Consider the following 15,188-nt stretch of genomic DNA (forward strand, 5'->3'; position numbering starts at 1 on the left):
CTTGACGCAGACCTCGTCCAGATGCCATCGAGAACCCCGCCGGGGTTCTCGATGGCGCAGTTCCTCGGTCAGGAGTGGGGCGAACTTGATGTTCCACTGACGGAGGGTCTCGTGACTGATACTAAACTGAAGTAAAGATTGTGCATTATGCATTAGGAAGCCAGTGGAAAAACGTCGTGTGCGAAACCAGCGCCTCTTGGGTCATCAGCCAAGCACATCGCTCGTCAACGGCCGCGAGCAACTCAGCTCGGCTGTTCCAGGCGCGATTGACCAACCCCGCTTTGATCGGTGGCCACAGATGCTCGGCGGGCATCAATTCTGGTGTGTAGGGTAGAGAAAACATCAGTTCGATGCCTTCAGGACAGATCACCCTCTTGCTGCGGTGCCACCCGGCATTGTCGACATAGAGGATGATGTGGGCCTCGTTGTGGGGATCGACGCGTGCCTTAAACAAGTGCAGCGCGGCATTGAAGGACGCCACATCGACACTGTCGAATCGCAGCAGGTCACAGCGTCCCGTCAAGGGATGGACGAAGCCGTACACGTACAGCCAGGCATACCCGTTGCTGTGGGGAACGCTCTGGCGTTCCCCTCTCTTCATCCAAGTTTTGCTGAGGACGCTTTTCGTGCCGTACCGCGCTTCGTCCTGGCACCAGAACTCGACCCGCTGCTCTGGGTGCGCTCGCTGCCTTGCTTTAACCAGCGCCCGGATTTTTTTTGCTGTTCCTGTTGCGCTTCCTCACTGGCGGCCTTGGGATGAACGGGCCGCCCCTTTTGCCTGGAATACCCAAGCCGGTGCAGATACAGCAACGCGGTCGTCGGATCGACGCGTCGGCCGGTGTGAAGCTCAATCCACTCAGCGACCTTCCGTGCAGTCCATTCCCCACCATCATCGGGTGCGGCCTGGAGGCGCGCATCAAGCGCGGCTCGCCCTGCAGCATCCAGAACGGGGGGTTGACCTGCTCGGCCTTTTCGATGGTCCTCTATGACGTCAGGGCCGTGCTCGTTGTAGAGCCGGACCACACGGGACAGCCAACTTCTGGCGCGTCCAAGCTGCTGGACAAGCACTGCTCGTGAAGCGTCAGGATGCAGCGTCAGTGTTCGGAGGGCAAACCAGCGATCACGCTCGTCGGCCGTCGATGCATGACGTTGACGGCGCAGCAGCTCGTCTGCACTGAGGTGGTTCAGGGGAATCAACGCTTTGATGCGCTAACTATACTTTAGATTTATATGACCTGAACACCACGCTCGTGAAGCAGTTCCTGAACGTCCCGCTGGCTGAGGGGGAAGCGGTGGTAGAGCCGCAGGGCATACCCAATGACACTCAGCGGGAATCGATGTCGATAGGGCTTCCGGTCAGTCACAGCTCGGCAGCCTATCAGCGTTAAGTTGCCAGAACCCTCCGGAGCAATGCAGGAGAATCAGGCATGACCTCAGCCGCTTACCAGATGAACTGGAGTATCGAACACCTGCTCACGAGCGATGACCGCACTGACCTGACGCTTGAGCGGGTCAAGCAGCACGAGGGTCTGCCCCGGTTCTGGCCCCTGGAAACTTACGTTCCAGAGGGGCTGCCCGCGCCCATCATCTTCGCCGCGAACTTCGGGTACGTGACCTACACGCACTTCCCTAGTAATGACCCGCAATGGCCCATCATGTCCCGCAAGATGCTCGACACGCTCCTGGCTGTGCGCGAGTTCCCGCACCGGGCCATCCCGGTCGCGATCACAGACCCGATCGTGTACCGCGCTGATCCTGACCCGAGTCCCGACTTCCTGGAGCAACGTCTCAAGTCTGCCAACCACGACTATGTGATCGTGCAGTTGACCCAGCACCTCGACATCCTCAATGAAGAGGCTTCAGGTGTTGAGCGTGATCCCGACATGCCCTGGTGGGTTGGCATCGACCAGTACGTGCTCGATATTCCCGCGAGTGGCTTGCCCCCCATCTTCCGCCTGAGCATCCAGCCGGCCCAGTTGTTCATCTTAGCCGAAGCTCGGCAGGCCCTTGCTGCCGCCGGACTTGCCGGGCCCGTCTACCTGCCCCTTAACGGCTATACGAATGGCGGGGGCGAGGAGGTTGACGTGCCGGTGCCCGTGCCAGAGGTGCCTGAGGGAGCGTGACGGCTCAAGTTGTCCGATAGTCGCGTCCCTGACCCTCAGCTGTACGCCTCAACAAGCCAGTCTGGCAGTGGAGTTGACCCGCTGTAGTGGACAGGGAGTTAAGCGGCCCGCGACGACTGCTCAAACTCCGCGGGGCTGAGATAGCCCAGCGACGAATGCCTACGTTCCCTGTTGTAGAACACCTCAAGGTCGCTGAACAAGGCCGACCGCGCCGCCTGCCGAGTCGCAGAGACCGTCTCGGCAACCTCCGCCCGCTTGAGATGTGCGAAAAAGCTTTCCACGACGGCGTTATCCCAACAATCCCCCTTGCGGCTCATCCTGCACGTCATCCTCAGGCCCTCCAGAGCGAGTCGGTCGGCCCGACTCGCCTATTGGCTTCCCCGATCCGAGTGATGCAGCAGGCCCGGCGGCGGGCGACGACGTTCGTACGCCATCCGTAGGGCTGCCAAGGGAAGGTCGGTGGTCATGCGCTCACTCATCGACCAGCCCACCACCCTGCGCGAGTGCAGGTCAATCACCACCGCCTAGTACACCCACCCTTCCCTGGTCCACACGTAGGTCATCCCATGGCAGGATCTCGAGGGACCCTTCCGGCGTGAGGATGACGGTGAAGAGGCGATCGAAACCTTCTTCGAGGGTGGGCGTCTGCCAGCGTTTGGCTGTTGAGTAGATGGCGACGTCGGGAACGCGGGCCTTGCCCACGCGGCGGGCGTTGCGCTCAATGGACGCAGGAACATCCCGGGGGAACACGTAGCCGGTCACCCGCGCGCCGCAAGTCCGCGCGAGCACGATGGCGTCCGAACGGTCTTCGACTGCTGGATTGGTGTTGTCCAGCACGACACTCTGGCCGGCCTCCAGCGCCTCCTGAAGGAGGTGCTGCTGGCGCCGGGCCTTGTTGCGGTTGTGGGGGAACAGGTCCTTGCTGACGTGCGCGTGCGTCTGTGCGAAACGTGCCCGGAAGAAGGTCGTTTTGCCGCTTCCAGACAACCCCACCAACACGACCAGCTCCAACGGGTGACCTGCAGGTGTCACGGTAAGGTCGTCAGCGAGGATGTCGAGATTTGAACTGCCGGAGCAGCCGCACCCCTTCCGGAATTCCGAGGCGTGACTCAACCAGCGTCCGGGCGTCACCTATGGTTCGCGGCGCGTACCCGGGCCCGCCACAGCCACAAGAGGCAAAGACCAGCCCATGTGCGGCCAGATATTCCACCTTGCGCCAGGCCAACACGTCGGTTCTGACCGGGGCTTTGAAATCGTGGCCCATGATCGTCATGCTGGCCCGGCAGTGCGGGCAGATCTTCGTGGCACCATTGGCTCTTCGGTGAGAAGCTTTAAAGGTCTTCCGGCACGAGAAGCACGCGTAATGCGTTTTGTAGGGGATCAGGGCGTACCGACACATAAGAACCTCCCCAGGAGTGTAGGGAATGCATCGACAGAGGACATGGGCTGGACGGCCTACGCCACGCGCGAGGAGCCGCGCTCGGGAGCAGGATTCTGACCCGTTTTCAGCTCATGACACGGCTCAACAGATCACCCCTGCCCGACTCACTTCAAGTGGGTGTTCAGCGCCGCCAGAAGGGCCGCGCGTGCCGCTGGCGTGAACCGTCCTGTGCCATCGGGGTTGCCTTCCAGGATGCCGTCGTCAAATCGCGCCGTCCACCAATCGTCCAAGAAGCCAGGCGCGTACCCAGTGAGTCCGAATCCGTCCGGCGTGTCGCGAAACCATCCCTGGAGCACCTCGTGCATCGCCGAACGCGTGATCCCTGGCCCCGTTGCCGTCTCGTGCAGCCACAGCATCACGTCAAAGACATGGAGAGAGTGCGGGTCGGCATGCAAGGAGAAATGGCTCTTCGCGTCGAAGACCGCCAGGCCAGCGCGCCGCACCGCCGCCCGCACCTCTGGGTGGAGCGCCTCGGCACGCTGCACTTGTGCCTCCAGCGCGGCTGGGAATGGGCCACGCGTCAGCGTCTCCCGTTCGTGGCGTTGCTCGGCAGCGTCGAGCGCTGCCTGGGCGTCGACCGAGCGGATCAACTGCAGGAACGCCGTGAAACCTTGTGCCAGCACCCGATGCGTCTCGAAGGGCGCGTCCAGCTCATGGTCGATGAACCGCACGGTGTGACGCGGGTCGTCCAGGCTGAGAGTGAACAGATTCCCACCTGGGTCATTCGCGAACACCAGAGCGTCAACAGGCAGGCCCCAACAGTAATCCGCTTCACGACGGGCAGGCGTGCAGAGATGGCGCGTGTAAGGCTCATCCATGTCATCCGGGTGGAGTTCGAGGAAACCACTCAGCATGAACTCGTCGCCGTTTTCGCCCGTGCCCTGGGTGACCACGGGACAACCGCCGTTGTAGGCCAGCAGGAACGCACGGTAGTCCGCAGGGAGAGCGCGGTCCAACAGGGCTTCGAAGGCGGCGATGTCTCGTTCGGCCACAGGCGGGCCAGGCTCGTTCAGGACGACGGGGGTCTCTCCGTCCAGCAGGGCGACTCGGACCATGCGGCGATGATCGCATGTCTGATCGGCCAGTGAGCGCGTTGCTGGAGCAGGCCTTGAGCCTGCGTCCGGTCGCCCAGAGAGCCAGCCGCTCTCCGACTGAGTGGCACGGGCTGGCCGCATCTTTGTTTGACCTGCTCCCGTGATGGCTTTTGCCACTTGTTCAAGGATTGGCTGCTGAATCTCCCCACGTGTCGGCTACAGAGCGCAAGGGCACCTCGTTGCGTATGTTCTGTTCCTGAGCAAAGACATCATCGTACTTTGGTCACCACATAATTTGCAGAAATTTTTCAGCGTCCAGGACGAAGTTTTTTCAGCTCGCTCGTAGGAAGCCCAAGAAGGCCCTTCGCAAAGCTTTTGAGGGGTAAAGGCACCCAGTCACTGGAGCCCGATCACGCACGTTCTCTTCCGATCCGCTGGAGCGTGAGTTCCCTGCTCCGGTCTAGGCCGTGCCGGTCGGGCGCCAGCCGCAATCATCGTCTTCACGCTCACAGCCAGGACAGACACGGGGAATGACTGTGGTGTCGGCACACCTGTTGTGCAGGTCAGCTCTCGTCCAGCCTTGAAACTCGGATCGCAGATGAAGTAGGGAGTCGAACTTCGCTGTCCCACCGTGGATCTTTCCCATTCAACCTCCGACCTGATCACCAGGGATACGCGTGGCGCCTGTGGACAGACCAGGAGCTTGGATCGGCGCTGTTGACCTCCGGGCTCTCCCCTGCTCTTGTCTTTATGTTAATTGGTCTTAACGTAAGAGCAGAGGTGCCCAAGTGGCAGATTATTTCATACTCTTTTTCCGATAAAATTTGGCTATGAACTCTGAAAAGATGAGTGTGAGCCTGGAAAGCACACTGATTGAATTTGTCATGCACTACCAGAAGGCGCACCAGATCCGCTCCAAATCGGAGGTCATCGCGCGGGCCCTCACCCTGCTCCGCGAACATGAGCTCGAAACCCAGTACGCCGCCGCCCTTGAAGAGTGGCAGGCCTCCGGCGAGGCCGACCTGTGGGACGCCGTGACCTCGGATGGGCTGAACGGTGAGACGAATGCGGCGCGGTGACCTGTATGTCGCTGACCTTGATCCCGTCAGGAGCGGCGAGGCCGACAAGCGCAGACCCGTGGTCATTGTCAGTGCCGACAGTCTCAACCGCACGGTCGACCGTTTAGGTGCAGGCGCGGTCACCGTGGTGCCCGTAACCAGCAACGTCTCCCGCGTGTACGACTTTCAGGTGCTGCTGCCAGCCGACGAAACCGGCCTCAGCCAGGACAGCAAAGCCCAGGCCGAACAGATTCGGACCATCAGTTTTGCGCGCCTCGGGCCCAGTCCCATCGGTCGCCTGTCCGATGCCCAGGTGCGGCAACTCGACGCCGCGCTCAGACTGCACCTCTCGCTATGACCGACCGTGACGCTGAACGCGCGGCCGCCTGGGCGGCCGAAGTGCCTCTGCCAGACGCCCCTGCCCTCCAGTCGCCCCTCAGCATCGCGCTGTTCCGCACTGAGGCCATGGCCGTTTCCCGCCACTGGGTCAGCCTGACACCCGAAGAACGCCGCCGCCGGGCCCTCGAAGCCGCACGTGACCTGGATGAAGCGGTCTTGCTTGACCTGCTTCAAGCCCACCGACAACTGTTTGGGCCAGCCGGCGCGCGGACCTCGCCTCAGACCCAGCGAACCTATACCCATGGCGTCCGGGCCTTTCTGGGGTACGTCGAATCCAGTACTGGCGGGTTGCTGCGCCTGTCCTCCGATGAAGCCCGGCTCTGGATCCGCATGCTTGAAGCGAAACGCTCCGCGTCTACGGTCACGGTGTACCTCGCTGCGGCCCGGGCCCTCATGGCCGCCCTTCGGTGGGCCGGTGCCTTGAAAGAGGACGTCTTCCTGGATGCCCGGCCTGGCCGCAATCCGACCGCCCCCTGGGAACGGCGGCGTCCGTACTCGGAAAGCGACTTCTCGACCCTGCTTGACTGTGCAGACATTCAGGACCGTGTGATGCTGCTGCTGGGTGGGCATGCTGGTCTGCGGGTGGCGGAAAGCACGGCGCTGGTGTGGGCTGATCTGGATCTCAGTGCCCGGCAGCTGACTGTTCAGCACGGGAAGGGGGGCAAGCGGCGGCAGGTGACGCTTTCCCGGCGGCTGATCAAGGCCCTGGAGGAATGGCGCGCCTTGGCAGCAACGGATGAGCCCCGCATACTGCCTTACACCACCACGCGTGCCAGACAGCGGCTCAAGGCACTGGCAGAACAAGCTGATGTGCCCTATCTCGGCACCCATGCGCTGAGACATACGGCGGGAGCCCGCCTGTATAAAGCCACCAAAAACCTGGAAGACGTCGCGCGTCATCTGGGACACAGCGGGCTGGAGACCGCGCGCATCTACGCCAAATGGGACGACGAGCACCTGAGGCGTGTCGTAGATGAGTGGTGAAAAGCGTGTATTTGAAGCCATCCCAAAAGAGGGACGTTCAATCGACGCGCACCGTCCAAGCTCCTCCCTGAAACGTGACATTCATGCCTCCAGACCCCACAGGCATCGCTCGCAACATGCTCGGCGGACGCCCCGGGTCCGAATGGCGCCACACCAACGCCACGGGGTACGTCCTCGAAGTCACGCATGAAGGGCAGAAGGCCGACAAGTTCGTGCTGATGGGAGACCCCATTCAGGCGTTGAATCCCGGTCGTGATTACCAGAAGGTGCTGGCGCTGCTCGGCCTCACGGGCGTGCCCAAGTCCACGAACATCTACGGCCCCAGGCTCAGCTGGTATGACCTCCGGGGGTTCAGTCAGGTGTCGGCGGGTTCTGGCAACTTAACGCCGGTAGGCTGGTGAGCTGCGACAGACCGGAAGCCGTACCGCTACCGTTTTCCTCTCAGCGTCATCGGATATGCGCTCTGGTTGTACCACCGTTTCCCGCTTCGCCAGCGGGACGTCCAAGAATTGCTCCACCAGCGTGACATCGTGGTCAGTCACGAGACCCTACGGCAATGGAACATCAAGTTCGCCCCCGTGCTCACTGAGGACCTGCGTCATCGAGAACCCCGACGGGGTTCCCGATGGTTCTTGGACGAGGTGCACGTGAAGGTGGGAGGAGTCACTCACTGGCTGTGGCGAGCCGTGGACGAACACGGTGCTGTGCTCGACATGCTGCTGCAACGCTGCCGAGATACCGAAGCGGCCCGTACCTTCTTCGCTCAGCTGCTGGGTCAGTACGACACGCCAGAAGTCATCTACACTGTCAAACTCTGGCGCTACGGGGCGGCAATCCGGGAACTCCCCGTGCTCCACACCGTGGAGCACGTCCAGGTGACTTCCATGGCACGCTGCAACAATCTCATTGAACAGTCGCACCGCCCAACCCGCCGACCAGAGCGGCAACAATTGGGCTTCAAGCGACGACGACGCGCCCAGGCGTTCCTTGCCCTCCACGCCCGAGTCTCGAATCTTCACCAGCACACCCGAACAACCATGCCCGCTCAAGTCCGACGAAACCACCTGACAGCCGCCTTGCACATATGGGAGGACGGAGTGCAGCGGGCAGCCTGAATTTCAGGCTGCCCGCTTGGACGCCCGGCTTGCTTCTCGTTAAGTTGCCAGAACCGACCAAACGTATAAAAAATGTTGGCACCGCTGGAGATGCTGGACAGCCGTACGCCGGCTCAGCTTTGCGAGAGAACGTCCCGGTAATACCGCAGCCCCTGCTCGAACGCGGCGTCATCACACTTGGTCAGTCCTTTCTCCTGCCGGTAAGAAGCGACCATGGCGTCGAATTCCTCTTGCGAGATCTCCTCGGCTTCATCCTTGTATGGGCGTCCATGGATGTTGTCGAGATAATCATCGTGAGATACGAAGTTTCCGGTCTGCCAGTCCAGGGCATACGCCGCACCCAGATAGATGCTGTCCTCCAGACCAACGTACTTGACGGGCCTCACGCCAACCACGAAATACCGCACGACCACGTTGCTCATTTGTTTCCCCTCGTCATTTCTGCCCAGATGGCTGCGTAGCCATCCTCGGCGAGCTTCTTAAGCTCTACCAGCCGAGCTTTCTCCTGTGCGGTCGGGGCACGGTTCTGCTGGCGGATGGTGGCTTCAATGGTCCGCCGCTCCTGATACCAGAGGTGTTCCCTGGCGGCAAAGCTGGACATTTTTGTCAATTCCAGCCGAAGCTCGACCACATAGCCGTTGCTCGCCCGGATGTTCAGGACAATATCCCGGTAGCCACTGGCCATGGGCGCAACGAACCGGTCCTTGATCTGCACCACGTTGTATTTGCTGCGGATATAGGCCAGTGCGCCGTAGACATCATCCAGTTTGGTGAACAGCAACCGGGACCCGGACACGTCCAGCAGCTGGGCGGCATTGCCCTGGTAATCCGCGTTCACCTTCTCGGTCGAGCGGGTGACGTCCTTCAGGCCATTGCGGGTCTCAAATTTCACGTTGTACCGGCGCGACAGGTACGCCGTGAGGGGAATCAGTTCCTTGTTGGCCACCCGGCTGCCCTCGTAGACCGTGTTCATCGCACTGGACGGTTGCAGCGGCTTTGCGGTTGGCGCCTGCACCTTCATGGTGGCGGACAGACTGGCCTGCCGTGCACTGAGCCCCTGTTTCAGTGCGGCGCTGTACTGCTTCTGCCAGAGCGGCAGGGCCTGTTGCGCGGCAGTGGGCACGCCCAGGCCCCGTTGCTGGAGGGCCACTGTCCCCTTCCCGGCCGTCTTGCCCACGGCTTTCCCGATCAGGCCGGCCAGCGCGGTGGTTCCCACGACCGCGGCGGCCTGCGCGAAGTGATTCCCTGCAACTTTCAGGTCCTCCTCGCTCGTCGCCCGGGCAGCCAGCCGGAAGAACGCCCCCAGGTGCTCTCCGATCGCGAAGGCCGCCGGGCCAAAGGTGGCCACACTGATAATGATGATCGCTGCGTCCAGTGCCCACCCTGCGGGGGTCAACTGCAGGACCACGAAGATGGCGGCGGCGCCCACCAGCGCACTGAGGCTGATCATGCTCAGGAACTGCTTGCGGAACGCCTCACCGACCGGCGCGTACCGAATGGCTTTTTCCAGCTTTGTGCCCAGCGGCATGTTGACGTACCGCCCTGCCGTTTCCAGGGCAATAGTCGCCAGTGAAGGGCCCTTGAGGGGGTCGTACAGCACGGGACCGGCCAGACACAGGTCGATACTTGGGCTGCTGACCCTGGCCTTGAGGAGGGCCTGGCGCAGGGCGTCCCAGCCCGGTGGCCGTGTTGCGGCGAGCAAGCCAACCACGCTGTCCCGTTGGGCCTGCGGCATCTTCTGAATGCTTTTGACAGCGGCATCGAATTGTCCGGCCGCCATCTGCCGCCGGACGGTGTTGGCCGCAGCGAGAAGCGCGGCTGTGGGGTCCACCGTTTTCCGTTGGAAGCTGCCAGTGGATGAGGTCTTCTGCGCCTGAGCAGGCCTGACCAGGGCCCGTGACGGGGCCAGCGCGAAGGGTTGCGCACTCAGGCGCTGGCCCATCTGCCGGGCTTCCGCTTCCAGGCCAGCGTCAGGATCAATCCCTGGACCAACTTTGCCCTGCGCCTGCTGAACAGTGTGGGTGACTTCGTGCGCCAGCAGTTCCAGGCCGCTTTGGGTGTTCGGGTTGAACGTGCCCGCCTGGAAGAAGATGTCCATGCCCGTGGTGAAGGCCACGGCATTCACGCCCCTGGCCAACCTGTCCGCTTCAGCATCATCGTGAATGCGGACCTTGCTCAGGTCATGGTTGAGGCCCTGCTCAAGGTGACGCTGAACCGCTTTGGGAAGGGGATTCCCTGACCCGCGGCGGGCCTGAATCCGCGCCAGAACAGGTTGGGTGGCTTCGGCGTCCAGTTCAGCCAGTTGCCGTTGCAGTGTGGCCCTCTGATGCGCCTCAGCTGCCTGTGCGGCCTGCGTTTCATGGTGCTGTGCGGCGGCGTCTACAGCGCGCTGCAGGGCCAGACGTTCCCCAGGTGGCACCAGGCCCAGCACCGCCCGGGCGACCGGGGCGCTGATCGGATGCTGTCGCAGGCTGGCCAGGTGCTCGCCGTAGGTGTCGTACCGGCTCTGGGGGCTGCCTGTGTCACGTCGGAAACCCTGCGCCAGGTGATGCGCCACCTGACGCTGAAGGGCGGTGAACTGGGCGTACTGACGGTCATCCAGACGTTGCCCTTCGACCTCCTGTGCCCGCGCCCGCATGATCGAAACCCACGCCTCAGGGCGCTCAGGCTGCGCGGAAGGCGGCGCCGCCAGGGGTGGTTGACTTAAAGGGGTGACCTCACTGTCTACTGGAAAGGCCGCCAACTGGGCCTGTAGAGCCTGACGCTGCAGGTGCAGGCGGTGCCGCTCCTGCTGTTCGAGCATGGCGGCTCGCAATGGTGCTTGCACCGCCTGCTGCTGCGCCTTCACGGGCCGGACGGTATGACGCCAGACGGCCTGCTGGGCCTGACGCTGTTTGACCTCGGTTTCAGACGCGTGCGGCTGGGATGACAGAGAGGCCACAGACCGTTGGGTCGGTGCCTGGGTGGGGGTACGGCGCGGCGCGAATGTCATGGTGGACCTCCCGACGGCCTGGAGTGTACGGGGCGGCCACACGTTTGTCCGCCGCATTTGTGGATGGGTGATGCGATGAAACCCTCAAATTGGGCTGAATAGGCGCGCGGACTCGGACCTGGAATGCTGCTTGAGGACAGGGCTTACTGGTGGGCGAATGGCATCTCATGGCCAGTTGCAATCAGCAGACACGGCCGCTCAATCAAATCTGGCCGACCGTGTTGCAGACAGCCCAGCATGGTGTGGAGGAGGGGTTGGTGGGGATGTTGCTGTTGACCATATCGCCACGGGCGGCGCATCAGCGCGTACAGGTGCTCCGGCGCGAAATGCCCGGTGAGAAACATCCCCAGGTCGTACAGCCTGTTCAGGAGAGGCTCAGCCGGAACATTGGAACCGCGCAGGATCTGGTTGAGTTCACTGGTGCGCAGGTTCAGGACCCGCTGGACCTCCATGGGCTCAATCGGGGCAGGCCGCAGGTAGGTGTGCGGCTGTTGAAACTGCAGGTAAGGCAAGAGGGGACGGTAGCGCTGCGCAGAGGGAATAACGGCCACAGTTCGCACAGGGAGGGGTGCTCCCGGCTCGTGCAGAAGGGAAGAGGTGTCCACTCGCACCCCTCCAGGCCAGACAAGATGGTCCCCTTCTGGAGTCAGGCTAATGCGGGGAAAGAGAGTGCGGAGACGGAGGGATCGGTGCGTTTCCAGTTGCAACAGCGGCTGGAGATCAACCCGGTGTGTCTGGGACCCGTTGAAGGTCACCCAGAGCTGGTAACTGCCAGGCTCGATCAGGACTTCAACAATGCGCCGTGCGTCAACCCGCTCGGGCTCCACCGCCGAATGCCCACACGTCACCTCCAGCTCCCTGAACGCGGGTGGGGATACAGGGTCGATTCCACCTGATGAAGGTTGCCGGCCTGGATGGCGGAGAACGGTGTGGGAGAGTGAATGGAAGTGCGGCGGTGGCGGCTGTGCCACCGCCAGTGCAGCAGGCTCCGTACTTCGTCATCAGGCATGCGGTACGCAGACCCGAGGCACAGCGCGAGATCGAGGAGCCGGCGACACAGGCGTTCGGAAGAGACACCGTAATGCTGAGTGAAGCTGGCCAGTGCCGTTGCCGTGATGCCATATCGATGCTGTACTTCGCTCTGCAGCTGAAAGCCCTCAACGGTGGTGTGCTCGACAGGCAGGTACTGCAGGAGCGGGCGGTAGAGGGAGGCGGCGCAGTATAGGACGAGATTTTCGCCTGGGCCATCCGGCTGCACCGCACCGTGACGGGCCCCGCGCCGGCGGAACCCGGTATCTCCGCCTGATGGTCGAACCGCGCCCGGACGGCCGCCTCACGCACGCGCAGACGCGACACCTCACTCCCTACGGCGAAGTGGACGTGAGAAGTAACGCCACGTACGGACAGGCAACTGCTCGCGTTGCAACAGAAGGATGCAGAATAAGTATAACAGCGCGGATGAGCCCAAACATGTCTTAGAAATCTAAGATCGATTATTAGCAGCACTACGCCAATTTGATGCATAAGATATCAACTATTAAAAGCCTGCTGACAGTCTGGTTTTAACGGTTTTGAACCCATCAAAACAGAAGAGTTCAAAGAGCCGTGACGGTGCCGTCAGGCTCCACGGCCTTCACCACGTCCAGGGCTTCGACGGCCTCAATCTGGGACGCCTCAAGCTGCCCTGAGACCAGGGCATAGCGTTTTAAAAACCTGGCATCTATGTCGCGCATGCCCGCACCGTGCAAGGCTTCCAGGACGGCGTCCGCTCTGGCCTCTGTTGCTTCTTCGGTGAGATCCAAGGTGATGTGCACGAGCATCTATTTCCTCCAGTTTGACGTCTTGAGTTGCCCTCCGCGCGTGAGCACATTCGCTGAGGAGGCTGGTTCTCTCTTCAGTCTGCCATTGACCCTCTGGCCCGACCCGATGCTGGGCTGGAAGCGGAAGCGCGCACAATGGGCGCAAAGCTGGCAGGCAGTGAGATGCCCCGCACGGCACGTCCGGTGAACCGTCAGGCGCCCACGACAGGCGTAGCCGCCCTCCAGCGTCTCCCCACGAGGCCGGCCAGTGCCGCTGACATCGCCGCCATGCGCAAGAAGCTGGACGGGCTCAACAAGGAGCTTGCGCTGAATATGACTCAGGCCGCCGCCGACATCGCAGGTCTGGTTGATCCCACGCCCATCTCTGACGGCAGGTCGGCCGCCCTCAGCGTCGCGCGCGGGGACTGGCTCGGCGCGGGCCTCTCGCTGATCAGCATGATCCCGGGGCTGGGTGACGCCGTCGCCAAGCCACTGAAGAGCACGAAGCTCGGCGCCAAGATCACCAAATCCAGGTTGTGACGGCGCAGCTGGCCCAGATGACCCGCCGGCCCCTCACCCCCTGCAGGTCGCCGCGCGCGCCAGCCAGGCGGCCGTGATCCGCGAGGTGCTCGGCCGCCCGCCCAAGAACTGGGTGACGATCAGGACGCTCATCGGCACCCCTCTGGGCAAGAAGCCACTGCCACTGGAGTACTACACTCGCCGGCTTCCAGGCGGGAAGATCGTCATCGCCCGGAAGCGGGGCATGGCCGACGACGACGTTGTGGCGCCACTGGGAGTTGACGGCTCAGGCAAGATCTTCCTGAGACAGGGCAGCAGCCGACTCAGCGACCCCACGCTGATGAAGAACAACGACAAGAAGATGCATGGCGCGCTGCCGAGTGGACATCAGATCCACCACCTCGTGCCCGACAACCTGATCAAAGACCATCCACTCGGCCAGGCTGCAGAGCGCCTTGGCATCAGCCTCGACCGCGGTGAGAACCTGATGGGCCTCCCCGGAAAGATGGCGTTCGATCCCGCCACCAACCCCGCAGGTCACTGGAGCTCACACCCACAGTACGACGCAATCGTCACCGGACTTCTCGAGACCAACCGCGTGGCCCTGGAGCGGGCGTACGGAAGCCTCGACCTCGTACCCAAGGACAAGCTGAAGGTCGTGATGGACGACATCGCCGATGAGATGCGCGACCGCATTCAGAAGGGCAAGATCCCGCTCAAGGACGGTCGCCTGGCCAGCGCGCCTGGCGGGCCGCAGGAGAATCTGGCATGACCGATCCCGCCTACCAGCTGCTCTGGGGCACCAACCACTTGCTTGGGACCGATGAGCTCTACGACCTGATGCTCGAGCAGACCGAGGCGTTCGCCCCGCTTGGCGTGTGGACCGCCCACACGAACCTGCCGGCGAACCTGCCCGAGCCCATCATCATGTCGGCCAGCTTCGGCACCGTGGGCTATACGCACTACCCGAGCAATGATCAGCAGTGGCCGATCATGTCTCGCCGCATGCTCGACCTGCTGCTGGCCGTGCGGGCGTTCCCGCACGTGGCCATTCCCCTGGCCATCATCGACCCGATCCTCCGGCGTGACGAGCCGGACCCCAGCGAGGACTTCGTCGAGCGGCGCCTGGAGACCGCAGACCGCGACTACGTCATCGTGCATCTCACGGAGCACTTGGACATCTTGGATGAAGAGCGCAGCGAGATGCGTCGGAGCCGCGCCATTGAGGGCCTGGTGACCATCAGCGAGTATGCCCTGCACGTGCCTGCAGACGGCCTGCCCCCATTCTTCCGGTTGAGCATTCAGCCCACACAGCTGTTCATCTCTGCGGACGCCCGGCAGGCCCTCGCCGCCGCCGGGATGGCCGGCCCGGTGTACCTGCCCCTGGTCGGGTACCAGAATGGCACGGGGGATGAGACCGACGTTCCAGTGCCCGTCCCTCAGGTTCCAGAAGGCGCATAACCCTGGGCACCGCAGCCCCGGCGCGAGCGTGCGCCGGGAGCCCTGTCTCCCCAGCCCAGAACGTCGAGGGTTCTTTTCCCCTCATCCAAAGGCGTTGCCAATGTATCCCTCTTATTGATAACGGCATAAGTCTGCATGCTCAGTACCCGACACTTTCTGGGGAGTGCGTGTGGAACGGCGTCAAGAGGTCAATCAAGTCGCCCAGGCGGGCTGACTCCCGGCCGAGCGACCGTACCAGTTCCCGCAAACCCATCTTCACCACG

General features: G+C 62.5%; 19 protein-coding genes and 5 pseudogenes. 12 read left to right on the plus strand and 12 right to left on the minus strand.

Features of this window, described 5'->3' with window-relative positions; genetic code table 11:
- From C8263_RS18225 to C8263_RS18240, 4 genes and pseudogenes are all read right to left on the minus strand, one after another.
- Positions 1–120 (minus strand): annotated as a pseudogene (locus C8263_RS18225) (IS6 family transposase); the annotation flags it as partial.
- A gap of 25 nt (positions 121–145) precedes the next feature.
- Positions 146–712 carry an IS630 family transposase gene (locus C8263_RS18230; RefSeq protein ID WP_107139541.1) on the minus strand — a complete coding sequence of 189 codons (567 nt, stop codon included), beginning with the start codon at positions 710–712 and terminating at the stop codon, positions 146–148.
- A complete protein-coding gene (locus C8263_RS18235; RefSeq protein WP_332888962.1) occupies positions 598–1,068 on the minus strand; it encodes a winged helix-turn-helix domain-containing protein in 471 nt (156 codons plus the stop codon). Before C8263_RS18235 ends, C8263_RS18230 begins: the two co-directional genes overlap by 115 nt.
- Positions 1,069–1,232: 164 nt before the next feature.
- Positions 1,233–1,364, minus strand: a pseudogene (locus C8263_RS18240) (IS6 family transposase); the annotation flags it as partial.
- Positions 1,365–1,427: 63 nt separating this feature from the next.
- Between C8263_RS18240 and C8263_RS18245 the strand changes: the two are divergent.
- Positions 1,428–2,123: a hypothetical protein gene (locus C8263_RS18245; protein WP_107139542.1), complete on the plus strand. Its 696-nt coding sequence runs from the start codon at positions 1,428–1,430 to the stop codon at positions 2,121–2,123.
- Positions 2,124–2,221: 98 nt separating this feature from the next.
- Here the strand turns inward: C8263_RS18245 and C8263_RS19760 are convergent.
- From C8263_RS19760 to C8263_RS18270, 3 genes and pseudogenes are all read right to left on the minus strand, one after another.
- Positions 2,222–2,686, minus strand: a pseudogene (locus tag C8263_RS19760) (IS3 family transposase); the annotation flags it as partial.
- A 130-nt stretch (positions 2,687–2,816) separates the two neighbouring features.
- A pseudogene (locus tag C8263_RS19765) lies at positions 2,817–3,254 on the minus strand (AAA family ATPase); the annotation flags it as partial.
- 414 nt (positions 3,255–3,668) lie between these two features.
- Positions 3,669–4,619 (minus strand): SMI1/KNR4 family protein, encoded by a 951-nt coding sequence (locus tag C8263_RS18270; protein ID WP_158263862.1) that lies wholly within the window; start codon positions 4,617–4,619, stop codon positions 3,669–3,671.
- 809 nt (positions 4,620–5,428) lie between these two features.
- On the opposite strand from C8263_RS18270, the gene C8263_RS18275 reads away from it, so the two are divergent.
- The 5 genes from C8263_RS18275 to C8263_RS18295 all read left to right on the plus strand — a co-directional run bounded on the left by C8263_RS18275 (position 5,429) and on the right by C8263_RS18295 (position 8,154).
- Entirely contained in the window at positions 5,429–5,677 is a 249-nt protein-coding gene (locus C8263_RS18275; protein WP_107139548.1) for a DUF8778 family protein, read from the plus strand.
- Positions 5,664–6,014: a type II toxin-antitoxin system PemK/MazF family toxin gene (locus tag C8263_RS18280; protein ID WP_107139549.1), complete on the plus strand. Its 351-nt coding sequence runs from the start codon at positions 5,664–5,666 to the stop codon at positions 6,012–6,014. The genes C8263_RS18275 and C8263_RS18280 overlap by 14 nt, the downstream gene beginning before the upstream one ends.
- Positions 6,011–7,039, plus strand: coding sequence for a tyrosine-type recombinase/integrase (locus C8263_RS18285; RefSeq protein ID WP_146160788.1), 1,029 nt, complete (start codon positions 6,011–6,013; stop codon positions 7,037–7,039). The genes C8263_RS18280 and C8263_RS18285 overlap by 4 nt, the downstream gene beginning before the upstream one ends.
- A 116-nt stretch (positions 7,040–7,155) precedes the next feature.
- Positions 7,156–7,440 carry a hypothetical protein gene (locus C8263_RS18290; RefSeq protein ID WP_107139550.1) on the plus strand — a complete coding sequence of 95 codons (285 nt, stop codon included), beginning with the start codon at positions 7,156–7,158 and terminating at the stop codon, positions 7,438–7,440.
- Positions 7,441–7,488: 48 nt separating this feature from the next.
- A complete protein-coding gene (locus C8263_RS18295) occupies positions 7,489–8,154 on the plus strand; it encodes an IS6 family transposase (RefSeq protein ID WP_107139551.1) in 666 nt (221 codons plus the stop codon).
- A gap of 113 nt (positions 8,155–8,267) precedes the next feature.
- Here the strand turns inward: C8263_RS18295 and C8263_RS18300 are convergent, their stop codons facing one another.
- Together C8263_RS18300 and C8263_RS18305 are read right to left on the minus strand one after the other, a co-directional pair.
- Positions 8,268–8,576, minus strand: a complete 309-nt coding sequence (locus tag C8263_RS18300) for a hypothetical protein (RefSeq protein ID WP_107139552.1) — start codon at positions 8,574–8,576, stop codon at positions 8,268–8,270.
- A complete protein-coding gene (locus C8263_RS18305) occupies positions 8,573–10,585 on the minus strand; it encodes an eCIS core domain-containing protein (RefSeq protein WP_233218914.1) in 2,013 nt (670 codons plus the stop codon). The genes C8263_RS18300 and C8263_RS18305 overlap by 4 nt, the downstream gene beginning before the upstream one ends.
- On the opposite strand from C8263_RS18305, the gene C8263_RS19770 reads away from it, so the two are divergent.
- Together C8263_RS19770 and C8263_RS19775 are read left to right on the plus strand one after the other, a co-directional pair.
- Complete coding sequence (locus tag C8263_RS19770; protein ID WP_233218915.1) at positions 10,481–10,861, plus strand: hypothetical protein; 381 nt, start codon at positions 10,481–10,483, stop codon at positions 10,859–10,861. The two genes, C8263_RS18305 and C8263_RS19770, sit on opposite strands and share 105 nt — an antisense overlap.
- Before the next feature lie 72 nt (positions 10,862–10,933).
- Positions 10,934–11,083, plus strand: coding sequence for a hypothetical protein (locus tag C8263_RS19775; RefSeq protein WP_233218916.1), 150 nt, complete (start codon positions 10,934–10,936; stop codon positions 11,081–11,083).
- Between the two features lie 206 nt (positions 11,084–11,289).
- Here the strand turns inward: C8263_RS19775 and C8263_RS19780 are convergent, their stop codons facing one another.
- Positions 11,290–11,658 (minus strand): hypothetical protein, encoded by a 369-nt coding sequence (locus C8263_RS19780; protein ID WP_233218911.1) that lies wholly within the window; start codon positions 11,656–11,658, stop codon positions 11,290–11,292.
- An 81-nt stretch (positions 11,659–11,739) separates the two neighbouring features.
- Positions 11,740–12,117: pseudogene (locus C8263_RS19925) on the minus strand (DUF2442 domain-containing protein); the annotation flags it as partial.
- Positions 12,118–12,451: 334 nt separating this feature from the next.
- On the opposite strand from C8263_RS19925, the gene C8263_RS19930 reads away from it, so the two are divergent.
- On the plus strand, positions 12,452–12,625 hold the full coding sequence (locus tag C8263_RS19930; protein ID WP_158263864.1) for an alpha-L-rhamnosidase C-terminal domain-containing protein: 174 nt from the start codon (positions 12,452–12,454) through the stop codon (positions 12,623–12,625).
- Positions 12,626–12,741: 116 nt separating this feature from the next.
- Here C8263_RS19930 and C8263_RS18320 read toward each other — a convergent pair whose 3' ends face one another.
- Positions 12,742–12,966 (minus strand): hypothetical protein, encoded by a 225-nt coding sequence (locus C8263_RS18320; protein ID WP_107139556.1) that lies wholly within the window; start codon positions 12,964–12,966, stop codon positions 12,742–12,744.
- A 267-nt stretch (positions 12,967–13,233) separates the two neighbouring features.
- Between C8263_RS18320 and C8263_RS18325 the strand changes: the two genes are divergently transcribed.
- From C8263_RS18325 to C8263_RS18335, 3 genes are all read left to right on the plus strand, one after another.
- Positions 13,234–13,485: a hypothetical protein gene (locus C8263_RS18325; protein ID WP_146160789.1), complete on the plus strand. Its 252-nt coding sequence runs from the start codon at positions 13,234–13,236 to the stop codon at positions 13,483–13,485.
- 73 nt (positions 13,486–13,558) lie between these two features.
- The gene (locus C8263_RS18330) at positions 13,559–14,236 is read left to right on the plus strand and encodes an AHH domain-containing protein (RefSeq protein ID WP_107139558.1); all 678 of its coding nucleotides are present in this window, start codon (positions 13,559–13,561) and stop codon (positions 14,234–14,236) included.
- The gene (locus tag C8263_RS18335) at positions 14,233–14,925 is read left to right on the plus strand and encodes a hypothetical protein (RefSeq protein ID WP_107139559.1); all 693 of its coding nucleotides are present in this window, start codon (positions 14,233–14,235) and stop codon (positions 14,923–14,925) included. The genes C8263_RS18330 and C8263_RS18335 overlap by 4 nt, the downstream gene beginning before the upstream one ends.
- Positions 14,926–15,188 lie beyond the last annotated feature (263 nt).

It is taken from the genome of Deinococcus arcticus (genome assembly GCF_003028415.1).
In the GTDB taxonomy this organism is placed as follows: Bacteria; Deinococcota; Deinococci; order Deinococcales; family Deinococcaceae; genus Deinococcus; species Deinococcus arcticus.